This window comes from Burkholderia pyrrocinia (genome assembly GCF_018417535.1).
In the GTDB taxonomy this organism is placed as follows: domain Bacteria; phylum Pseudomonadota; class Gammaproteobacteria; order Burkholderiales; family Burkholderiaceae; genus Burkholderia; species Burkholderia pyrrocinia_E.
In genome coordinates this window covers 884002-901218 of sequence record NZ_CP070979.1, presented here as the reverse complement: position 1 = coordinate 901218, position 17217 = coordinate 884002, and the positions used below count along the sequence as shown (strand labels likewise).

Sequence of the window (17217 nt, the reverse complement as noted above, 5' to 3'; positions counted from 1 at the left end):
ACACGGAAGCCATGAACGTCTATCTGCTGCAGATCGTCAACGGCATCGGCGTGGGCATGCTGTATTTCCTGCTCGCCGTCGGCCTGTCGATCGTGTTCGGCCTGCTGCGCTTCGTGAATTTCGCTCACGGCGCGTTCTACCTGCTCGGCGCGTATCTCTGCTACCAGGCGCTGCAATGGTCGGCGAATTTCTGGGTCGCGCTCGCGGTCGTGCCGCTCGTCGTCGGCGCGTTCGCGTGGGGCGTCGAAAAACTCGTGCTGCGTCATGTGTACGCGCAGCAGCATGAATTCCACATCCTGGCGACAGTCGGGCTCGCGCTCGTGCTGCAGGAGTGCGCGATCCTCGCATGGGGCCCGCTCGGCGACAACGTGCCGCCGCCCGACGCGCTGAACGGCGTCGTGATCTGGGGCGGCTTCGTCTACCCGAAATACCGGCTGTTCGTGATCGCGTTCACGGCCGTGCTTGCCGCATTGCTGTGGTGGGTGCTCGAAGGCACGCGGCTCGGCAGTACGGTGCGTGCGGGCAGCGAATCGACTGAGATGGTATCGCTGCTCGGCATCAACGTGACGCGCGTGTTCAGCCTCGTGTTCGCGCTCGGCGCGGCGACGGCGGCGCTCGCGGGCGTGCTCGCCGCGCCGATCCGCGGCGTCGATCCGTTCATGGGCATCGAGGCGCTCGGCGTCGCGTTCGTCGTGGTCGTCGTCGGCGGGATGGGGAATTTTCTCGGGGCGCTCGTCGGCGGGCTGCTGGTGGGCATCGTGCAGAGCCTGATGAGCACGCTGTGGCCGGAAGGCGCGCGATTGATGATCTACGTCGCAATGGCGGCCGTGTTGCTGCTGCGTCCGAACGGGTTGCTGGGGAGGGCTGCATGATCGAATCGTCGAAACCGCTGCCGCCGGGGGCGGCAGCTTCGCAGCGCCCGCGGCCGTGGCGCGGCGCGCTGCAGCGGCCGGAGGGCTGGCTCGCGGTGGCCGTCGTGTGCGTGCTGCCGGTTGCGCTGAGTTCGGGCTCGCTCGCGACCGAAGTGCTGGTGTTCGCGCTCGCTGCGCTCGGCTGCAACCTGCTGCTTGGGTTGACGGGGCTGTTGTCATTCGGGCAGGGCATCTTCTTCGGGCTCGGCAGTTACGCGGCGGGGCTGGTGCTGACGCACGGCGTCGCGTCGGTGAGCGTCGCGCTGCTCTCGGCCGCCGTGCTCGGTGCCGTCGCGGCCGCGCTCGTCGGCTGGTTCTCGATCCGGCAGCGCGGCACCTATTTCGTGATGCTGACGCTCGCGTTCGGGCAGCTGTTCTACTTTCTCGCCTATACGACGCCGGACGTCACGGGCGGCGACAACGGGCTGCTCGACATCCCGCGCCCCGCGCTCGCCGCGTTCGGGCATCCGCTCGTCTCGCTCGACTCGCCGTGGCGCTACTACGGCTTCGTCGCGGTGCTGTTCGTCGCGGTGTTCTGGCTGCTGTTGCGCGTGTCGCGCTCGGTGTTCGGCCGTACGCTGCTCGCGATCCGCGACAACGAGGCGCGCGCGGCGGCGGCCGGCTACGACGTGAAGCGCTTCAAGCTCGCGGCGTTCGTGATCTCGGGCGCGGTCACGGGCCTCGCGGGTGCGCTGCATGCGTTGATGACGGGCATCGCGCCGCTGTCGAACATCGACTATCACACGAGCGAGATGATCCTGGTGATGACGGTGATCGGCGGCACGGGCAACCTGTTCGCGTCGGTGCTCGGCGCGGCGTTCTACGTGCTGTTCGCGGACTGGCTGTCGACGCTGTGGCCGCGCTGGCTGCTGCTGCTCGGCCTCGTGCTGATCACGGTCAGCCTGTTCATGCAGCGCGGGTTGTGGGGGCTGGGCGAACGCGTCGCGGCGAAGCTGCGACGCATCGAAGGCACGGCGACCGATGCCAGGGAGCAGCAATGAGCGAAGCGATTCTCGAGGCGCGCGGCGTCGTCAAGCGCTACGGCAAGTTCACGGCGTTGGGCGGCGTCGATCTGCGGATCATGCCGCGCACCGTGCATTCGGTGATCGGCCCGAACGGTGCGGGCAAGACGACGCTGTTCCATACGCTGACGGGCACGTTGCCGATCACGTCGGGCTCGATCCTGTTCGACGGTCACGACGTGTCGCGCGAACCCGATCACAAGCGCGTGCGGCGCGGCATCGCACGCTCGTTCCAGGTGACGAGCCTGTTTCCGAACCTGAGCGTGCGCGAGAACCTGCGGGTTGCCGCACAGGGCGTCGAATCGCGGCGCGCGCTGAATCCGTGGACGCCGCCGCGCGGCGCGCTCGCGCACGACGGCATCGTCGACGATGTGCTCGAGCGGCTCGGCCTGCAGCGCTTCGCCGACACGGCGGCCGGCGTGCTGTCGCACGGCCAGCAGCGCCGGCTCGAGGTCGGGATGGCGCTGGCGGCGCGGCCGCGCGCGATTTTTCTCGACGAGCCGACGTCGGGCATGGGGATCGACGATCTCGACGACATGAAGGCGCTGATCCGCGGCCTGCGCGACGACTACACGGTCGTGCTGATCGAACACAACATGGGAATCGTGATGGACATCTCGGACACGATCACGGTGATGCAGCAGGGCCGCGTGCTGGTCGAAGGCAAACCTGACGCGATTCGCGGCGACGAGCGCGTGCGCAGTGCGTATCTCGGCAACATGATCACGGGAGGCCGCGCATGATGCTCGACGTGAAGGAGGTCCATGCCTGCTACGGCAAGAGCCACGTCCTGCAGGGTATTTCGCTGAACGTGAACGAAGGCGAGACGGTGACGCTGCTCGGCCGCAACGGCGCGGGCAAGTCGACGACGCTCAAGACGATCGCGGGGGTCGTCGCACCGACCGGCGGCGCGGTGACGTTCGCGGGCCGGCTGGTGTCCGGGCAGCCCGCGCACCGGATCGCCGCGCGCGGCCTGTGCTTCGTGCCCGAGCATCGCGGGATTTTCCGGCTGCTGTCGGTCGAGGAAAACCTGCGGCTCGGCGCGCGCCGCGATTCGCCGTGGCAGCTCGACGACATCTACCGGATCTTTCCGCGCCTGAAGGAGCGCCGCCGCAACGGCGGCGCGCAGCTGTCGGGCGGCGAGCAGCAGATGCTCGCGATCGGCCGTGCGCTGATGAACCACCCGCGGCTGCTGATGCTCGACGAGCCGGTCGAGGGGCTCGCGCCGGTGATCGTCGAGGAGATCGTCGAGCAGTTGAAGCGGATCAAGGCGGCCGGCGTCGCGATCCTGCTCGTCGAACAGAACCTCGAAGTGTGCACGCAGCTCGCGGACCGCCACTTCGTGATCGAACAGGGCGTGATCGTCTACGAAGGCAGCAACGCGGCGTTCGCCGCCGATCACGAGGTGAAGGACCGTTACCTGGGCGTCGGCGTCGCGTAAGCGCCGTGCCCTTTCATTGCGAGGAATTCCATCGATGCAAGTTCAGGATTCGACACCGGGCGTCGCGGCGTCCGGCTTGCGCGTCGACGGCGCGCGGCTGTGGGACAGCCTGATGCGCCTCGCGCGGATCGGCGCGACCGACAAGGGGGGCGTGTGCCGCCTCGCGCTCACCGAACTCGATCGCGAGGCGCGCGACCTGTTCGTCGCATGGGCGAAGAAAACCGGCTGCACGGTGCGGGTCGATGCGATCGGCAACATCTTCGCGCGGCGTGCGGGCGAACGCGACGACCTGCCGCCGGTGACGACGGGCAGCCATATCGACACGCAGCCCACCGGCGGCAAGTTCGACGGCAACTACGGCGTGCTCGCGGGCCTCGAAGTGCTGCGCACACTCGACGATGCGGGCGTGCGCACGCGTGCGCCGCTCGAGGTTGCCGTCTGGACCAACGAGGAAGGCTCGCGTTTCGTGCCCGTGATGATGGGCTCCGGCGTGTTCGCGGGCGCGTTCACGCTCGATCATGCGCTCATGCAATGCGATCGCGACGGCGTGTCGGTACGCGACGCGCTGGTCGCGATCGGTTATGCGGGCGATGCGGACGATGGGCGCGACGCGCATCCGGTCGGCGCGTATTTCGAAGCGCATATCGAGCAGGGGCCGGTGCTGGAGGCGCACGACACGACGATCGGCGTGGTCGAGGGCGCGCTCGGGCAGCGCTGGTATGACGTGACCGTACACGGGATGGAGGCGCACGCCGGCCCGACGCCGATGGCGCTGCGGCGCGACGCGCTGCTGGTCGCGGCCGATCTCGTGCGCGCGGTGAACGGCATCGCGCGCGCGCATCCGCCGCACGGACGCGGCACGGTCGGCTGGGTCGACGTGTACCCGAATTCGCGCAACGTGATTCCTGGCCGCGTGACGCTGACCGTCGACCTGCGCGCGGCCGACGATGCGACGCTCGCGGCGATGGATGCGGAACTGCGCGCGACGTGCGCCGAGCTGGGCGCATCGGCCGGCATGCGCATCGACGTCGAGCAGGTCGTGTACTTTCCGCCGCAGCCGTTCGACACGACGCTGGTCGAGCGGGTTCGCGCCGGCGCGAGCGCGCTCGGGCTGTCGTCGATGAACGTGATCAGCGGCGCGGGCCACGACGCCGTGTATCTCGCGCGTGTTGCGCCGACCGCGATGATCTTCGTGCCGTGCAAGGACGGGATCAGCCACAACGAGATCGAGGACGCCGATCCGGCGCATCTGGAAGCCGGCTGCAACGTGCTGCTGCAGGCGATGCTGGGTGCTGCCGGGATCGCGGAAGGTGACGCGCGATGAAGATCCTGATCGCCCGGATGAACCATGAGACCAACACGTTCTCGCCGGTGCCGACGCCGCTCGCCGCGTTCGGCCGCCACGGTCCCGACTGGGGCGACGACGCGTATCGCGCGAACCGCGGGATGCGCACCGCGATGGCCGCGTTCATCGATGCGGCCGCGCGCGAGGGCGCCGAGATCGTGACGCCGGTGTCGGCGGCCGCGAACCCGAGCGGGCCCGTCGCGGCCGACGCGTATGCGGCGATCTGCGACGCGATCGTCGCGGCCGCGCCCGGCTGCGACGCGGTGATGCTCGACCTGCACGGCGCGATGGTCGCCGAGCAGAGCGCGGACGGCGAGGGCGATCTGCTCGCGCGCGTGCGCGCGGCGCTGCCCGATGCGCCGATCGCGGTCGCGCTCGACCTGCATGCAAATGTCACGCAGAAGATGATCGACCACGCGGATGTGATCGTCAGCTTCAAGACCTATCCGCACGTCGACATGGTCGAGACGGGCGAGCACGCGGCGCGCGTGCTGCTCGACCGGCTTCATGGTCGTGCACGGCCCGTGCTCGCATGGCGGCAGCCGCCGCTGATGACGTCGACGCTGCTCAGCGCGAGCGCCGAAGGCGCGATGCGGCGTGCGGTGGACGCCGCACGCGCGGCCGAGGCCGACGGGATGCTCGCGGTTTCGGTGTTGCCCGGCTTTTCGCTCGCGGATATTCCCGCGCCATGCATCAGCGTCGTCGTGGTCGCCGACGGCGATCGCGCCGCGGCCGATGCGGTGGCCGAGCGCATCGCGCGGCAGATCTGGGATGCGCGCGACGCGTTCGTGTACCGCAGCCCGCCGCTCGCGGATTCGGTCGCGCAGGCCGCGGCACTCGCGCGCGACGCGGACCGCCCGGTACTGATGCTCGATCACGGCGACAACTGCATGTCGGGCGGCCCGTGCGACACGATGGACCTGCTCGAGGCCGCGCTCGCGCACGGGCTCGACGGGATCGTCAGCGGGCCGTTGTGCGATCCGGAGGCCGTCGCGGTGTTGATCGATGCAGGCGTCGGCGCAACCGTCACGGTGCCGGTCGGCAACCGGCTGCCGTCGCACGGCGGCGTGCGGCGCGAGCCGTTCCGCGCGACGGGTGTCGTGCGCGCGCTCACCGACGGCGAATACGTGATCACCGGGCCGACGTACACGGGCCAGCGCGCTTACATGGGCCGCACCGCCGTGCTCGACATCGGCGCGGCCACGCTCGTTGTTACCGAGTGCACGCAGGAGCCGTGGGATCTCGGCGTGTTCGAGAGCGTCGGCGTCGATCCGCGCCGCGCGCGCTTCCTGCTGCTGAAATCGCGAATGTATTGCCGGCCGGTGTTCGTGCCGATTGCGGCCGCGCTGGTCGAATGCGACAGCCGCGGCGTGACGGGCTCGGACTACGGGCTGTTTCGCTACGAGCGGCTCGCGCGGCCCGTGTATCCGCTCGACGACATCGATCGGTGGGAGCAGGGCGCGTCACCGGCGGCCTGATGGAGCGGGGCGCGAGACGCCGGATTTGCGCGCTTTCGGGCATCATGCGATGGCATCGACCCGTCGAGCAGCAGGGTCGTGCAATCCATTGCGTCCGCACCGATCCGGAGAACCGACCGCCATGCATTCGAATCCTTTCCGCCTGCGCAGCGCGCGCCTGCTCGCCGCGCTGACCCTCGCCACGACGGCCGTCGCCGTGCACGCCGCCGACTGGATCGTGTCCGGCAACGACGGCAAATACCAGCGCGTCGAGGGCCGCGACACCTACCTGCCCTCACCGCCTGCCGACACGCTGACGCTGCTCGACGCCAGCGTGTTCCCGCCGAAAGTCGCGCTGCAGGTCGACGTCGAGAACGGCATCCAGGGGCCGCCGCAGGCCGTCGCGATCACGCCCGACGCGAAGCTCGCGCTCGTCGGCGCGCCGACGCGTTACGACACGGCTGCGAAGCAGCTCGTGTACGACACGTTCCTGCAAGTCGTGAATCTCGGCGCCGCACCGCCCGCGATCACGCGCATCGAACTCGGCACGCATCCGCAGGGGATCGCGATCGACCGCTCGGGCCGGCTCGCGCTCGTCGCGAACGTCGACGGCAGCGTATCGATCCTGCGCATCGACGGCACGCAGGTGACGCTCGACGGCAACCTGAAGATCGGCAAGAAGCGGCTGGCCGGGATCAGCTTCACGCACGACGGCAAGCATGCGCTCGTGTCGCTGCGCGACGAGCAGGGCGTCGCGGTGCTGAACGTCGACGACGGCAAGGTGACCGACAGCGGCACGCGCCTGAGCACGGGCGTCGCGCCTTACACGATCGACGTGTCGAGCGACAATCGCTGGGCTGTCGTCAGCAACGTCGGGCTCGCGGGGCTGCCGGGCTATACGGGAACGCTCGCGGGCGACGCCGATTCGGTCGCGCTGATCGACGTGTCGCGCGTGCCGTTCCGCACGGTCCAGTACCTGACGGTGCCGTCGCTGCCGGAAGGCGTCGCGATTTCGCCGAACGGGAAGTGGATCGCCGTGCAGTCGATGGACGGCTCGAACCTGACGCCCGACAATCCGGGCCGCCACAAGCTCGGCAAGGTGCTGCTGTTCGAGATCCGCGACGGGCAGGCCGTGAAGACCAGCGAGTTGCCCGGCGGCGAAGCCGCGCAGGGCATCGTGTTTACCGCCGACAGCCGGCACGTGATCGTGCAGTTCAACGTCGAACGGCAGCTTGCGCTTTATGCGGTGGAAGGCGGCAAGCTGAGCGATACGGGCAAGCGTATTGCGCTGACGGGCGGGCCGTCTTCATTGAGGACGTTGCCGCGCTGACGCGCGGGGCGCCTGTCCGTTCACCTCCGTGAGTTCATGTGGCGCCCGGATTGGCCGGGCACCTGCCGATGCGCATCCCTCTCCTGCGGCGCTGCAACGCAACAAATAGCGGCAATTTGTACCCGAAGCCACTTAACTCCGATTTGTTTGGTTAAACAAACTGAAAATTCGGGACACTGCTTGTCTTGCCGGCGATGAAGTCGGCGCCGCAGCGCGAAAAATCGACGAGGCCGCAGATACGCGCCCGGGCCGCACACACTTTGCAGGCGAGGGCCGTCGGATGGTCGTTCAGGCTTTGAATCAAGTTCGGTTCCCCCATTCGCCAGCGAGGCGCGTGCGTGTCGGTTGGTGACAGCCGCGTTGTCCGTCGCGATTGTCGCGGCCGTGTGCGCCGTCGTCGCGATGCGCGTTACTGACGCAGCAGATCGAACCCGCCGAATACGACGACACCGCTGAGCGCAATCATCGCAACGGAGTGCTGGCCGAAGTAGAGAATCGCGGCGGCAAGCCACGTCGTGATGCAGAAGGCGCCGATGCGGGCCATCGTGTGTTCCTCGAATGTGTAATGATTTAAGCGCGCCGCACGGCGTTCGCCGCTCGACCTGGCGGGCGCTGCACGAAGGCCGACGGAGAGGGCGACCCGCGAAGCCGCGACTGCGGCCCGGCGCGCGTCACGTGCCGCGCCCGGAAGGGCGGGTGTCGAAACCGGCGGCTTTGCGCGATCGTGCCCGCAGGCTGTCGACGCGCGAATCCGGCCGGCGAACCAGCAATTTTACCAGCGTCCCTGTGGCGCAAATCTGGCCCTTTCGCTACTTGAATGCTGCGATCCAGCGGAGAATCTGTCCGACCCCGATACTCAAGTTTCGTGTGACGAATGCCGTAAACGAATTGGAAGGCATATTCCGCCTCCCCGTCACGATTCTTCGCTTACTGACATACGGACCGACACGATGCAGATCGATTTCTCTACGACCGCGCGATCCCCGCTGGCGGACGGCGGCGTCACCGCGAACACGCCGGGCGCCGCATCGGCCACGATGGCCGCGACGGCCGCGACCTCGCCCGCCGACGGCTCGACGGACAGCTCGGGCACGACGAGCACCAGCGGCACGAAAAGTGCGACCGGCGGCACCGGCGAAACGCTCGGCGCATCGGGCGCATCGTCGGAGAGCCCGGCGGTCGGTCAACTGAAGGCGCTGATCGAGCGGCTGCAGAAGCAGCTCGCAACGCTCGAGCGGCAGATGGCGAGCGCCGCGCAGCGTGCGAAGGACGACCCGGCCGCGGCGATCGAACAGCAGTCGCTGAGTGCGGAAGCCGGCGCGATTTCGGGGGCACTGGCGACGGCGATCTCGCAGCTCGCGGCGGCGATCGAGAAGGCGGGCGGCTCGTCGGCGGGCGGGCTGGTGTCGACGCAGGCCTGACGGTTTCCGGCCGCGCACGGCCGTCACGGCCGCGTCGGCCGCGCGCATTACAATCGCAGGCTTGTCTCCCTCGAAAGGACGGCAGAACGATGAATGCGGAACTCGACGACGACGAACTCGTCCGCTTCGACGCGCACGGCGGCACGCCGCTGCCGGCGGCCGATGCCGAAGGATGGCTGGAACACGACGGCGCGCGCATCTGGCACGCGTCGTTCGGCCACGGCCCGCCGGTCGTGCTGCTGCACGGCGGCCTCGGCCACGGCGGCAACTGGGGCAACCAGGTGCCGGCGCTGCTCGCGGCCGGTTACCGCGCGATCCTGGTCGACAGCCGCGGCCACGGCCGCAGCACGCGCGACGACCAACCCTATTCCTACGAACGCATGGCGTCGGACGTGCTCGCGGTCCTGGACGCGCTGCACGTCGACCGCGCGCGCTTCGTCGGCTGGAGCGACGGCGCGTGCATCGCGCTCGTGCTGGCGGCCCGCGCACCGGAGCGCGTGGCCGGCGTGTTCTTCTTCGCGTGCAACATGGACCCGGGCGGCACGAAGGAGATGGTGCCGAGCCCGCTGATCGAGCGCTGCTTCGCGCGGCACCGGAAGGACTACGCACAACTGTCCGCGACGCCGGACCAGTTCGACGCATTCGTCGCGGCCGTCAGCGAAATGATGCGGACGCAACCGGATTACAGCGCACAGGAGCTCGCGGCGATCGCCGTGCCGGTGACGATCGTGCAGGGCGAGCACGACGAATTCATCCGGCCCGAGCATGCGGCATATCTGGCGCGCACGATTCCGGGCGCGACGCTGACGATCCTGCCCGGCGTGAGCCATTTCGCGCCGCTGCAGCGGCCCGCGCGGTTCAACGCGGCGATGCTGGCCTTTCTCGACCGGCTGCCGGGATGACCGCTCGCACGGCCCGTCGGCGAGCGCGCGCGTTGGTCGCCCGCGCTCAGACCATCGCGTTGTCGCTGCCGGGAATCTCGTGCGCCTTGATCTGCTTGCGGTGCAGCTTGTACAGCAGCTTGCCGAGCATGCCGTCCTCGTGGCGCAGGCGCGTGATGTTGCGCACGTATTCGTCGTCCGGCGCGATCGCCTGCGCGCCCATGATCCAGCGCACGCTTTCGCGATAGTTGTAGAGCGACTTGTCGCGGCTGTCGGCCAGGATCGACGACAGCGCGGCCATCGCCGCCGGATGGCCGCCTTCCGCATGGCGGCGCAGTTCGTCGACGTAACGATGGCGCGACGGGAGATCGTCGACGTCGGCGATGAACATCAGCATGGTCTCGAGCCCCTCGGTATGCCCCATCTCGTGCGCCATGCGCGCGGCCTCGACGGCCTCGACCTGCATGCGCGTGCGTTCGGCTTCGTCCTTGCTGGCGCCCGCGATGTGATAGTACGCAAACCCGAGCTTGTAGGCGGCCATGTTGCCGCCGTCGTCGACCGACTCGCGGAAATAGTGGGCGGCGCGGTACAGATCCTGCGTCACGTGCATGCCGTCTTCGTAGAAGCAGCCGAGCAGGTAGGCGCACGAATCGCCGCCCGCTTCGTAGCCGAGCTCGCACAGGGCAACGGCGTCGGCGGGCCGACGGCCTTCGTTGCGCATCGCGGATGCGAGCTGGTTCCATGCGAGCGAGCCCGGCTCGTTCACGCGCGCGGCTTCGAGCCACGCGTCACCGCGTGCGTCGTCCTGCGCGAAGCCGAACGTGCCGGTGCGATGGGCGTAGCCGCGCAGGATCATCGCCGACGTACACGCGCGCGCATTCGATGCGCGTTCGATCGCACCGGTCAGCCAGGTGCCCTGCGGATCGAGGTCGAGCGCCAGCCGCACGCCCATCGCCATCGCGTGGTTGTCGTTGATCGGCTGATCGCACTCGGCTTCCTGCAGGCGCGCGTAAGCCTGCTCGTATTCGCTGCGCATGAAATGACTGTGCGCGAGCCAGTGCAGCGTTTCCCAGCGGTGATACGGATGCAGCGCGGCCTTCGCCCGCGCGAGCGTCGCGGCCATCGCGCGGCGCGCATCGTCGTCGTCGTCATCCGAATCGAGCGTATCGCCGATATAGTCGTCGCGCCAGATCTCGTGGCGCAGCCGGTCCTTCTCGACTGCGTCGAGGTGCGCGCACGCGTCGGAATCGACGAACGCGCGGACGTGGTCGTGCGAGCCGCCCCAGCGCGGCTGCATGTACCAGATGAACGTGCGCATCGAGAAGAACGCGTGCGGGTGGATGTGCAGCGTCGCTTCCATCCAGTACCACTTGCCCTTGCGCAGCTTCTTGCCCTGGACGGGGCCGGGCAGCGCTTCCGGAAATTCAGCCGGGCAGGCGACGGGTACCTCGGGCTTCAGCCCCGACCTTGCTAGCATGCCCTGCAGTTCGGCGCGCGTGGCCTCGTCGTGGGCGCCGACGTTCAGGTGCAGCTCGGTCACGGGCCAGCGGCGCTGTCGCACGAGCTGCGTGAGCCACTCGGGTTCGTCGAACGACGACACGCTCGTGAAGATCACCTTCGGCGCGCTCCACATTGTCGGTGCGAGCACCAGTGCGCGCAGCGCGGCGACGATCGTCATCGTTGCGCACGCATGCGCGCAGATCCAGCCGGATTCGGTCACCGTCTCGGCCCAGCCGGAGCCGCGATACTCGTACGCCCAGTGGTGCCAGTAGTGCGCTTCGCACAGCCATGCATGCGCGGAGTGCGGGTTCGCGGCCTGCCACGCGCGCAGGCGCGCGAGGCCTTCGGCGCCGGCTTCGATGCACGGCTGCACGTCGGCCGGCAGCGCGTCGACGTACAGCGCTTCGGCCGTGCGGTCGGTGAAGCTGGCGGCGAGCGCGGCGTCGAGTTGCGTGTCGAGCGCGGCAAAATCGCCCGCGCGCAACAGCGCGTCGACGTCGCAGATGAACCATCGGGACTTCGCGGGCGGAATCAGGTCGGCGGGAGCGGAGGACATGTCGGTGTCGGCGGTCATGACGAAACGGGTTGGGGATCGAAGATGCGATAGCGCTTCCACGGCAGCGAAAGCCAGTTTCCGGACGGGTTGCGCAGGTGCTCGCGCACTTCCTGCGTGGCGCGCGACGATGCGGGGCCGTCCTGGCCGCTGCCGCGCAACCAGTGCTGGCGCGCACGCGCGTACGCGAGCCCGAAGTCTTCCCAGCTATCGAAGCTGTCCTGCGCGCGCTGCGCATTGAGCAGCAGCACGACCCACGCCTGCTGTTCGGACGCCCAGCCGAGCAGTGCGATGCAGCGCACGAGAAACGCGGTGCGCGCGCAATCGAACGCCAGCGCGTCGCGTACGCGCCCAACGGCTGCAAGCTGTTCGTAGAAGCCTTCGTGCGAGCGGCCCACGCCACGTATCCAGCCGGCGAGGATCGGCGGCACGCGCTGCACGATCTGCCATTCCGGCAGGTCGGCCGGCAGGTCGAGCTCGCGCCGCAACTGGCGGGCGAGCTGTTCGCGCTGCGTGTCGGGCAGCGTGTACACGAGGTCGTCGCAATCGCAGCGCAGCCCGTTGCGGATCAGCAGGATGTCGGCGAGCGCGAGCGCCCAGCGGCGGCGATTCGGCGGCGCCTGGTCGGCGAGCGTGCGTGCGAGCGAGACCGCGGTGGTCTGCCGGACCGGCACCGTGCCGGCGGCACCGGTGGCACCGGCGGCCTGGTCGGCGTCCACTTCGCGCACCATCCGCGCGGCAATCCGCAACGAGCGCCACACGTACCACACGAGCCACAGCACGGCCGCGCCGATCAGCAGTTTCAGCATGACGGGCTCCCGCCTGCCGTCGCGGGCAGCGCGAATGCTGCGCACAGCGCGGGATCGATCGGAATGCCTTCGATCGCGAAGGCGGCGGTTGCCGGCGGCGCGTCCGGTTCGTGCGCGGCCGGCAGCGCATCGGCCGGCAACGCGTGGCGCGCGGCCGCCGCGACGGCCGGATCGATCTGCCGGAGCTGGCCGAGCGCGTAGGGCGCGTTGCGCAGCAGCAGCCATTGCAGCACGGCCGGCGGCTGCGCGAAATGCTCGATCAGGTGGAAGTTCTCGCTCATCACGCTGAGCAGATGGTCGGGCGAGCGTACGTCGGTAACGAAGGTCCATTCGCCGACGGCCGCGCCCGGCGTCTCCGGCTCGAACACGAGGCCCATGCCTTCGCAATCGGGATGACGCTCGCCGCGCGGCGCGAGCGTACGCAGGAACTGGCGCACGTCGTCCGCGTAGCGGCGCACCGGATGACGGTTCTGCTTGCCCTTGATCTGGTCGATGCGCAGGCCGTCGCCGGTCGCCGACAGGCTGATCGTCACGTGCGGGTGGTTGCCCGCGCCGCGCAGCGTGAACAGGCGAAGCCGGCCGTCCTGCGCGGCTTGTGCGTACTGCTCGCCGTATCCGCCGCGCAGCCGGCGGCGATCCGCGAACTGGCCGAGACAGTGCTGCATGTAGTACGACTCGTAGGCCAGTTCCTCGCGCAGCGCCGCATGATCGCCGGCGAATTCGAAGACGATCCCGTTCGGCGTGCGCAGCACCTCGCGCAGCGCGAGGCCGCTGCTCGGCACCCAGCCCTTGTCGCGGCGCGCCTGCATCCGCTGGTGCTCGCGTTCCCACATGTCGAGCGCCATCGCGCACGTGATGCGCTGCAGCTTCTGCGCGAGCCGCGTGCCGGCGCGCGAGCGCAGGAATTCGACCAGCACGCGCTCGCGGTCGATCAGCAGCATGTGCTCCGGATCGATGAAGTAGAGCGGCTGCGGCTCGGCCGCGGGTTGCGGCGCCGGTTCGGCCGCCGCGCCGATGGCGCCGCCGGATGCCGGTTGCGCACGGAACCGGCGCACGAGCCAGTCGGGCGCCGGCCGGTCGGCGCCGGCGAGCGCGCGGTAATCGGCGAGCGAATCGAGCGGCTGCGCCTGCTCGAACGCGCCGACGACCCAGCGGAAGAAATGGTTGCCGAGCCACGCGAGGATGTCGGCCGGGTCGCCGCGCTCGGCGCTGCGGCGCGCGATGGCCGCCTTGATGTCGGGCGCATTGACGACATCGCGCGGCCGATAGTCGGACGCGGCCACGGTTTCGGTCACGGGGTCACTCTCCGGTCAGGCAGGGCGTCCGCGGGCGGGACCCTGGAAGTTTTTGGCTTGCGGGCTGGAGGGCATGCGGGCGAACTTGCGCGCGAGCGATACGCGGCGGTGTCGCGGGTGCCCGATGCAGGTCGGTCGGCGCGTGAAACTCACGCGACCATGCGGCGGCCAATGACGCGGGAGCGGGCGATCGAGGAATGGCGATTCATGATTTCTCTCAGGACTTTTATTTTTTGCTTCCGCGAGTCTACTGCGATCTGTGCGGGCGAATCAATCGCCCGGTGAGCCGGCGCTCGCCAATCTGACAGGACTTATCTCTTTTTCATCGAATTTCAATGCAACGCCATCCGGCTGCCGGATTGGATGCTGTTAAAACCGACAGGTTTTTCCGGAAAATCGGTGAGCGACTCGGAATTGCAGCGTTGCACTCCGGCGCTTCGCGGATCTCATAAGTTTTTCTTTCGGCTCGCGCAACATATCGTCGATTGTTGGCGGCCGGCCGGTAGTGGATAGTCCTGCTTCGACAGGCCGGCCGCCACGATCTTCGCGCGGCGCGGCAGGATCTGTTGTCCACGCAACCATCCGATATCAAAGGAACCGCAACCATGCGATTCAACGCGACACGCTTCGCCGCGACCCTGTTCGTCGCCGCGTGCGCCACCGCCGCGGCCGGCCGCGCAGCCGCCGTCACGCAGGACGGCATCCACGACACCGTGACCCGCCACGTCGCGCCGCTGATGAAGCAGTACGCCATTCCCGGCATGGCGATCGGCATCGTCGCCGACGGCAAGCCCTACGTGTTCGACTACGGCGTGATGTCGACGCAATCCGGCAAGCCCGTCACCGGCGATACGCTGTTCGAAATCGGCTCCGTCAGCAAGACGCTGACCGCGACGCTCGCGTCCGACGCGCAGGAGGGCGGCGAGCTGTCGCTGGCGGACCCTGCGGCCAAGTACCTGCCCGCGGTGCAGGGCAAGCCGTTCGGCGGCGTGACGCTGCTCGAGCTCGGCACGCACACGCCTGGCGGCATGCCGCTGCAGGTGCCGGACAGCATCCGCGACGACGCCGGCCTGATCCGCTATCTCGACGCATGGCAGCCGGCGTATGCGCCGGGCACGCGCCGCACGTATTCGAACGTCGCGATCGGGATGCTCGGGTGGCTCACCGCGAAGGCGATGAACCGCGATTTCTCGGTGCTGATGGAGCAGCGGCTCTTTCCCGCGCTCGGGATGACGCATACCTATATCAACGTGCCCGATGCGCGCACGGCCGACTATGCGCAGGGCTATACGCAGGACGGCAAGCCGATCCGGATGACGGGCGGCATGCTGTGGCAGCCGGCGTACGGCGTCCGGACCACGGCGGCCGACCTGCTGCGCTTCGTGCAGGCGAACATGGGTCTGGTCGAAACGGCGCCGAGGCTGCAGCGCGCGATCGAGCGTACGCACACCGGCTATTTCCGCGCGGGGCCGCTGACGCAGGACCTGATCTGGGAGCAGTATCCGTATCCGGTCGCACTGCCGACGCTGCTCGAAGGCAATGCGCCGAAGATGCTGTTCAATGCGACGCCGGCCAGCGCGATCGAGCCGCCGCTCGCGCCGAATCCGGACACGTGGATCAACAAGACGGGCTCGACCAACGGCTTCAGCACGTATGTCGCGTTCGTTCCCGCGAAGCGGATCGCGATCGTGATGCTCGCGAACCGCAGCTTCCCGATCGAGGACCGCGTGAAGACCGCATACCGGATTCTCTCGTCGCTCGACGGCGGACGGTAACGCTTCTACCGGCGGATGACGCGCCGCCGCTTACTCGGGCGGTTGCTCGTCGTACGCGACGAAGATCTTCCGCGTGCGTTCGACGACTTCCCACGTGCCGCGAAAGCCCGGCGGAATCACGAAACGATGGCCGGCACGAAGGGTCTTCCTGTTTCCGTCCAGGTCGGTGATCACGGACGTGCCTTCCAGGATCTCGCAGTATTCCGCTTCGGTGTAGGCGACGTGCCAGCAACCGGGCGTGCTTTCCCAGATGCCGGTCGAGAAGCGGCCGCACGGGCTCGCGAAGCCGGGCGTGAGCGTTTGCAGCGGATCGCCCGAAATCAGTTTCTCGGGCGACACGCGGTACTGCGTCGGTTCGCCGCTCGGGGCGAGCGCGTCGGTAATGGATGAAACGTCGATCATGATTTTCCTGCTTCGTCGAGTTGGGTGGAGTGGGGCGCGCCGGCGGCGCGCCCGTGCGATTCCATGGCGACAAACGGTCCTGCATCCGACATCTTCGCAGATCGATGTGCCGGCCCCGTCAGTTGCCGGATTTCGGTTGTTGCCGGAGCCGGTTCTCGAGTCGCGCGATCTCGTACGAGCGCGGCATTCGGCCGTCGTCGATCGATACCTGCGCGCGGTGCGCGTTCGCGAAGCTCGGCATCGCATCGCGCCGCAAGTTGCTGAACCTGCTGCTGGATCATGATGCGCTCGACGCGTCGTCGGCCCGGAGACGCGATGCGTGATCGCGCAGCCGTGACGAGCGCTTATGATGTGCGGGCGACACGGTCACGCAAACGCGATACACAAGGAGAGCCAATTGAGCATCGCATGGGACGGAATCACGGGCGCCGACGTGCTCGACGACGCGCAGGTCGCGAGCCGGCACGCGTTGGCCGACGCGGCGAGGAACGGCGACTGGGCGACGATGCTCGACTGCGTTGCGAAAGCACCCGCGCTCGTCAACGCAACGCGGCTCGGCGGCACGTCGCTCTATGCGCCGCTGCACCAGGCCGCGTATGGCGGCGCGCCGCAGGAGGTCGTCGTTGAACTGCTGCGGCTCGGTGCATGGCGGATGCTGCGCGATGCGCAACGCAAGCGTGCGGTCGATATTGCCGTGACGTGCGGGCATCGGCATCTCGTCGACATGCTGACGCCGCAGCCGCGGCGCTTCGTGCCCGACGATACGCTGCGCGACATCCAGCGCCATTTCCACGACATGATCGTCGGCCGCATCGCGCACCTGCGCGTCGATGCGTTGCGCTTGCCAGAACTCGAACCGCTGCTCGAACTCGACGCGCAGGCCGAACGCATGTGGTTCGCGGTGCCGGGCATGTACGGCGGATTCGGCTATGCGCTGCGCACGGACGGCGGCGCGGACATGCTCGTGTCCGAGAGCTGGAGCCGCGTGGTCGGCGGCTCGGGCCAGCGGCACGAGATCACGGCGAATGGTTGCACGCTGGTTGAAGAGGGATTCGTCTGACGCGAGTTTGCGCAG

General features: G+C 68.6%; 18 protein-coding genes. 11 read left to right on the top strand and 7 right to left on the bottom strand.

Going from position 1 to position 17217, the window contains the following annotated elements; all coding sequences use genetic code 11:
- Positions 1-11 precede the first annotated feature (11 nt).
- The 7 genes from JYG32_RS37020 (at position 12) to JYG32_RS36990 (ending at position 7506) form a co-directional block, all read left to right on the top strand.
- The gene (locus JYG32_RS37020) at positions 12-872 is read left to right on the top strand and encodes a branched-chain amino acid ABC transporter permease (protein ID WP_072440443.1); all 861 of its coding nucleotides are present in this window, start codon (positions 12-14) and stop codon (positions 870-872) included.
- The gene (locus JYG32_RS37015; RefSeq protein ID WP_213267686.1) at positions 869-1912 is read left to right on the top strand and encodes a branched-chain amino acid ABC transporter permease; all 1044 of its coding nucleotides are present in this window, start codon (positions 869-871) and stop codon (positions 1910-1912) included. The genes JYG32_RS37020 and JYG32_RS37015 overlap by 4 nt, the downstream gene beginning before the upstream one ends.
- Positions 1909-2676, top strand: a complete 768-nt coding sequence (locus tag JYG32_RS37010) for an ABC transporter ATP-binding protein (protein ID WP_072440446.1) — start codon at positions 1909-1911, stop codon at positions 2674-2676. The genes JYG32_RS37015 and JYG32_RS37010 overlap by 4 nt, the downstream gene beginning before the upstream one ends.
- Entirely contained in the window at positions 2673-3374 is a 702-nt protein-coding gene (locus tag JYG32_RS37005) for an ABC transporter ATP-binding protein (protein ID WP_174378063.1), read from the top strand. Before JYG32_RS37010 ends, JYG32_RS37005 begins: the two co-directional genes overlap by 4 nt.
- A gap of 34 nt (positions 3375-3408) precedes the next feature.
- Positions 3409-4698 (top strand): Zn-dependent hydrolase, encoded by a 1290-nt coding sequence (locus JYG32_RS37000; protein WP_213267685.1) that lies wholly within the window; start codon positions 3409-3411, stop codon positions 4696-4698.
- Positions 4695-6197 (top strand): M81 family metallopeptidase, encoded by a 1503-nt coding sequence (locus JYG32_RS36995; protein WP_213267684.1) that lies wholly within the window; start codon positions 4695-4697, stop codon positions 6195-6197. Before JYG32_RS37000 ends, JYG32_RS36995 begins: the two co-directional genes overlap by 4 nt.
- Before the next feature lie 121 nt (positions 6198-6318).
- Entirely contained in the window at positions 6319-7506 is a 1188-nt protein-coding gene (locus tag JYG32_RS36990) for a YncE family protein (protein ID WP_213267683.1), read from the top strand.
- Positions 7507-7657: 151 nt separating this feature from the next.
- Here the strand turns inward: JYG32_RS36990 and JYG32_RS36985 are convergent, their stop codons facing one another.
- Both JYG32_RS36985 and JYG32_RS39540 read right to left on the bottom strand, forming a co-directional pair.
- Complete coding sequence (locus JYG32_RS36985; RefSeq protein ID WP_213268354.1) at positions 7658-7810, bottom strand: hypothetical protein; 153 nt, start codon at positions 7808-7810, stop codon at positions 7658-7660.
- Between the two features lie 105 nt (positions 7811-7915).
- Entirely contained in the window at positions 7916-8050 is a 135-nt protein-coding gene (locus tag JYG32_RS39540) for a hypothetical protein (RefSeq protein ID WP_283842758.1), read from the bottom strand.
- A gap of 406 nt (positions 8051-8456) precedes the next feature.
- On the opposite strand from JYG32_RS39540, the gene JYG32_RS36980 reads away from it, so the two are divergent.
- Together JYG32_RS36980 and JYG32_RS36975 are read left to right on the top strand one after the other, a co-directional pair.
- Positions 8457-8927 carry a hypothetical protein gene (locus tag JYG32_RS36980; protein WP_213267682.1) on the top strand — a complete coding sequence of 157 codons (471 nt, stop codon included), beginning with the start codon at positions 8457-8459 and terminating at the stop codon, positions 8925-8927.
- An 89-nt stretch (positions 8928-9016) separates the two neighbouring features.
- A complete protein-coding gene (locus JYG32_RS36975; RefSeq protein WP_213267681.1) occupies positions 9017-9829 on the top strand; it encodes an alpha/beta fold hydrolase in 813 nt (270 codons plus the stop codon).
- A 46-nt stretch (positions 9830-9875) separates the two neighbouring features.
- On the opposite strand, the gene JYG32_RS36970 is transcribed toward JYG32_RS36975, so the two are convergent.
- Genes JYG32_RS36970 through JYG32_RS36960 form a run of 3 tightly spaced genes read right to left on the bottom strand, consistent with a single transcriptional unit; the run spans position 9876 to position 13965 of the window.
- A complete protein-coding gene (locus JYG32_RS36970) occupies positions 9876-11864 on the bottom strand; it encodes a DUF4034 domain-containing protein (protein ID WP_249744913.1) in 1989 nt (662 codons plus the stop codon).
- 14 nt (positions 11865-11878) lie between these two features.
- Positions 11879-12670 (bottom strand): DUF1266 domain-containing protein, encoded by a 792-nt coding sequence (locus JYG32_RS36965; protein ID WP_174378072.1) that lies wholly within the window; start codon positions 12668-12670, stop codon positions 11879-11881.
- On the bottom strand, positions 12664-13965 hold the full coding sequence (locus JYG32_RS36960) for a hypothetical protein (RefSeq protein ID WP_213267679.1): 1302 nt from the start codon (positions 13963-13965) through the stop codon (positions 12664-12666). Before JYG32_RS36960 ends, JYG32_RS36965 begins: the two co-directional genes overlap by 7 nt.
- Before the next feature lie 605 nt (positions 13966-14570).
- On the opposite strand from JYG32_RS36960, the gene ampC reads away from it, so the two are divergent.
- Complete coding sequence (ampC, locus tag JYG32_RS36955; protein WP_213267678.1) at positions 14571-15740, top strand: class C beta-lactamase; 1170 nt, start codon at positions 14571-14573, stop codon at positions 15738-15740.
- 30 nt (positions 15741-15770) lie between these two features.
- Here the strand turns inward: ampC and JYG32_RS36950 are convergent, their stop codons facing one another.
- A complete protein-coding gene (locus tag JYG32_RS36950; RefSeq protein ID WP_174378075.1) occupies positions 15771-16142 on the bottom strand; it encodes a cupin domain-containing protein in 372 nt (123 codons plus the stop codon).
- The gene (locus tag JYG32_RS36945; protein WP_213267677.1) at positions 16139-16423 is read right to left on the bottom strand and encodes a hypothetical protein; all 285 of its coding nucleotides are present in this window, start codon (positions 16421-16423) and stop codon (positions 16139-16141) included. Before JYG32_RS36945 ends, JYG32_RS36950 begins: the two co-directional genes overlap by 4 nt.
- A gap of 116 nt (positions 16424-16539) precedes the next feature.
- On the opposite strand from JYG32_RS36945, the gene JYG32_RS36940 reads away from it, so the two are divergent.
- Positions 16540-17202, top strand: coding sequence for an ankyrin repeat domain-containing protein (locus JYG32_RS36940; RefSeq protein WP_213267676.1), 663 nt, complete (start codon positions 16540-16542; stop codon positions 17200-17202).
- The last annotated feature ends 15 nt before the right edge of the window (positions 17203-17217 follow it).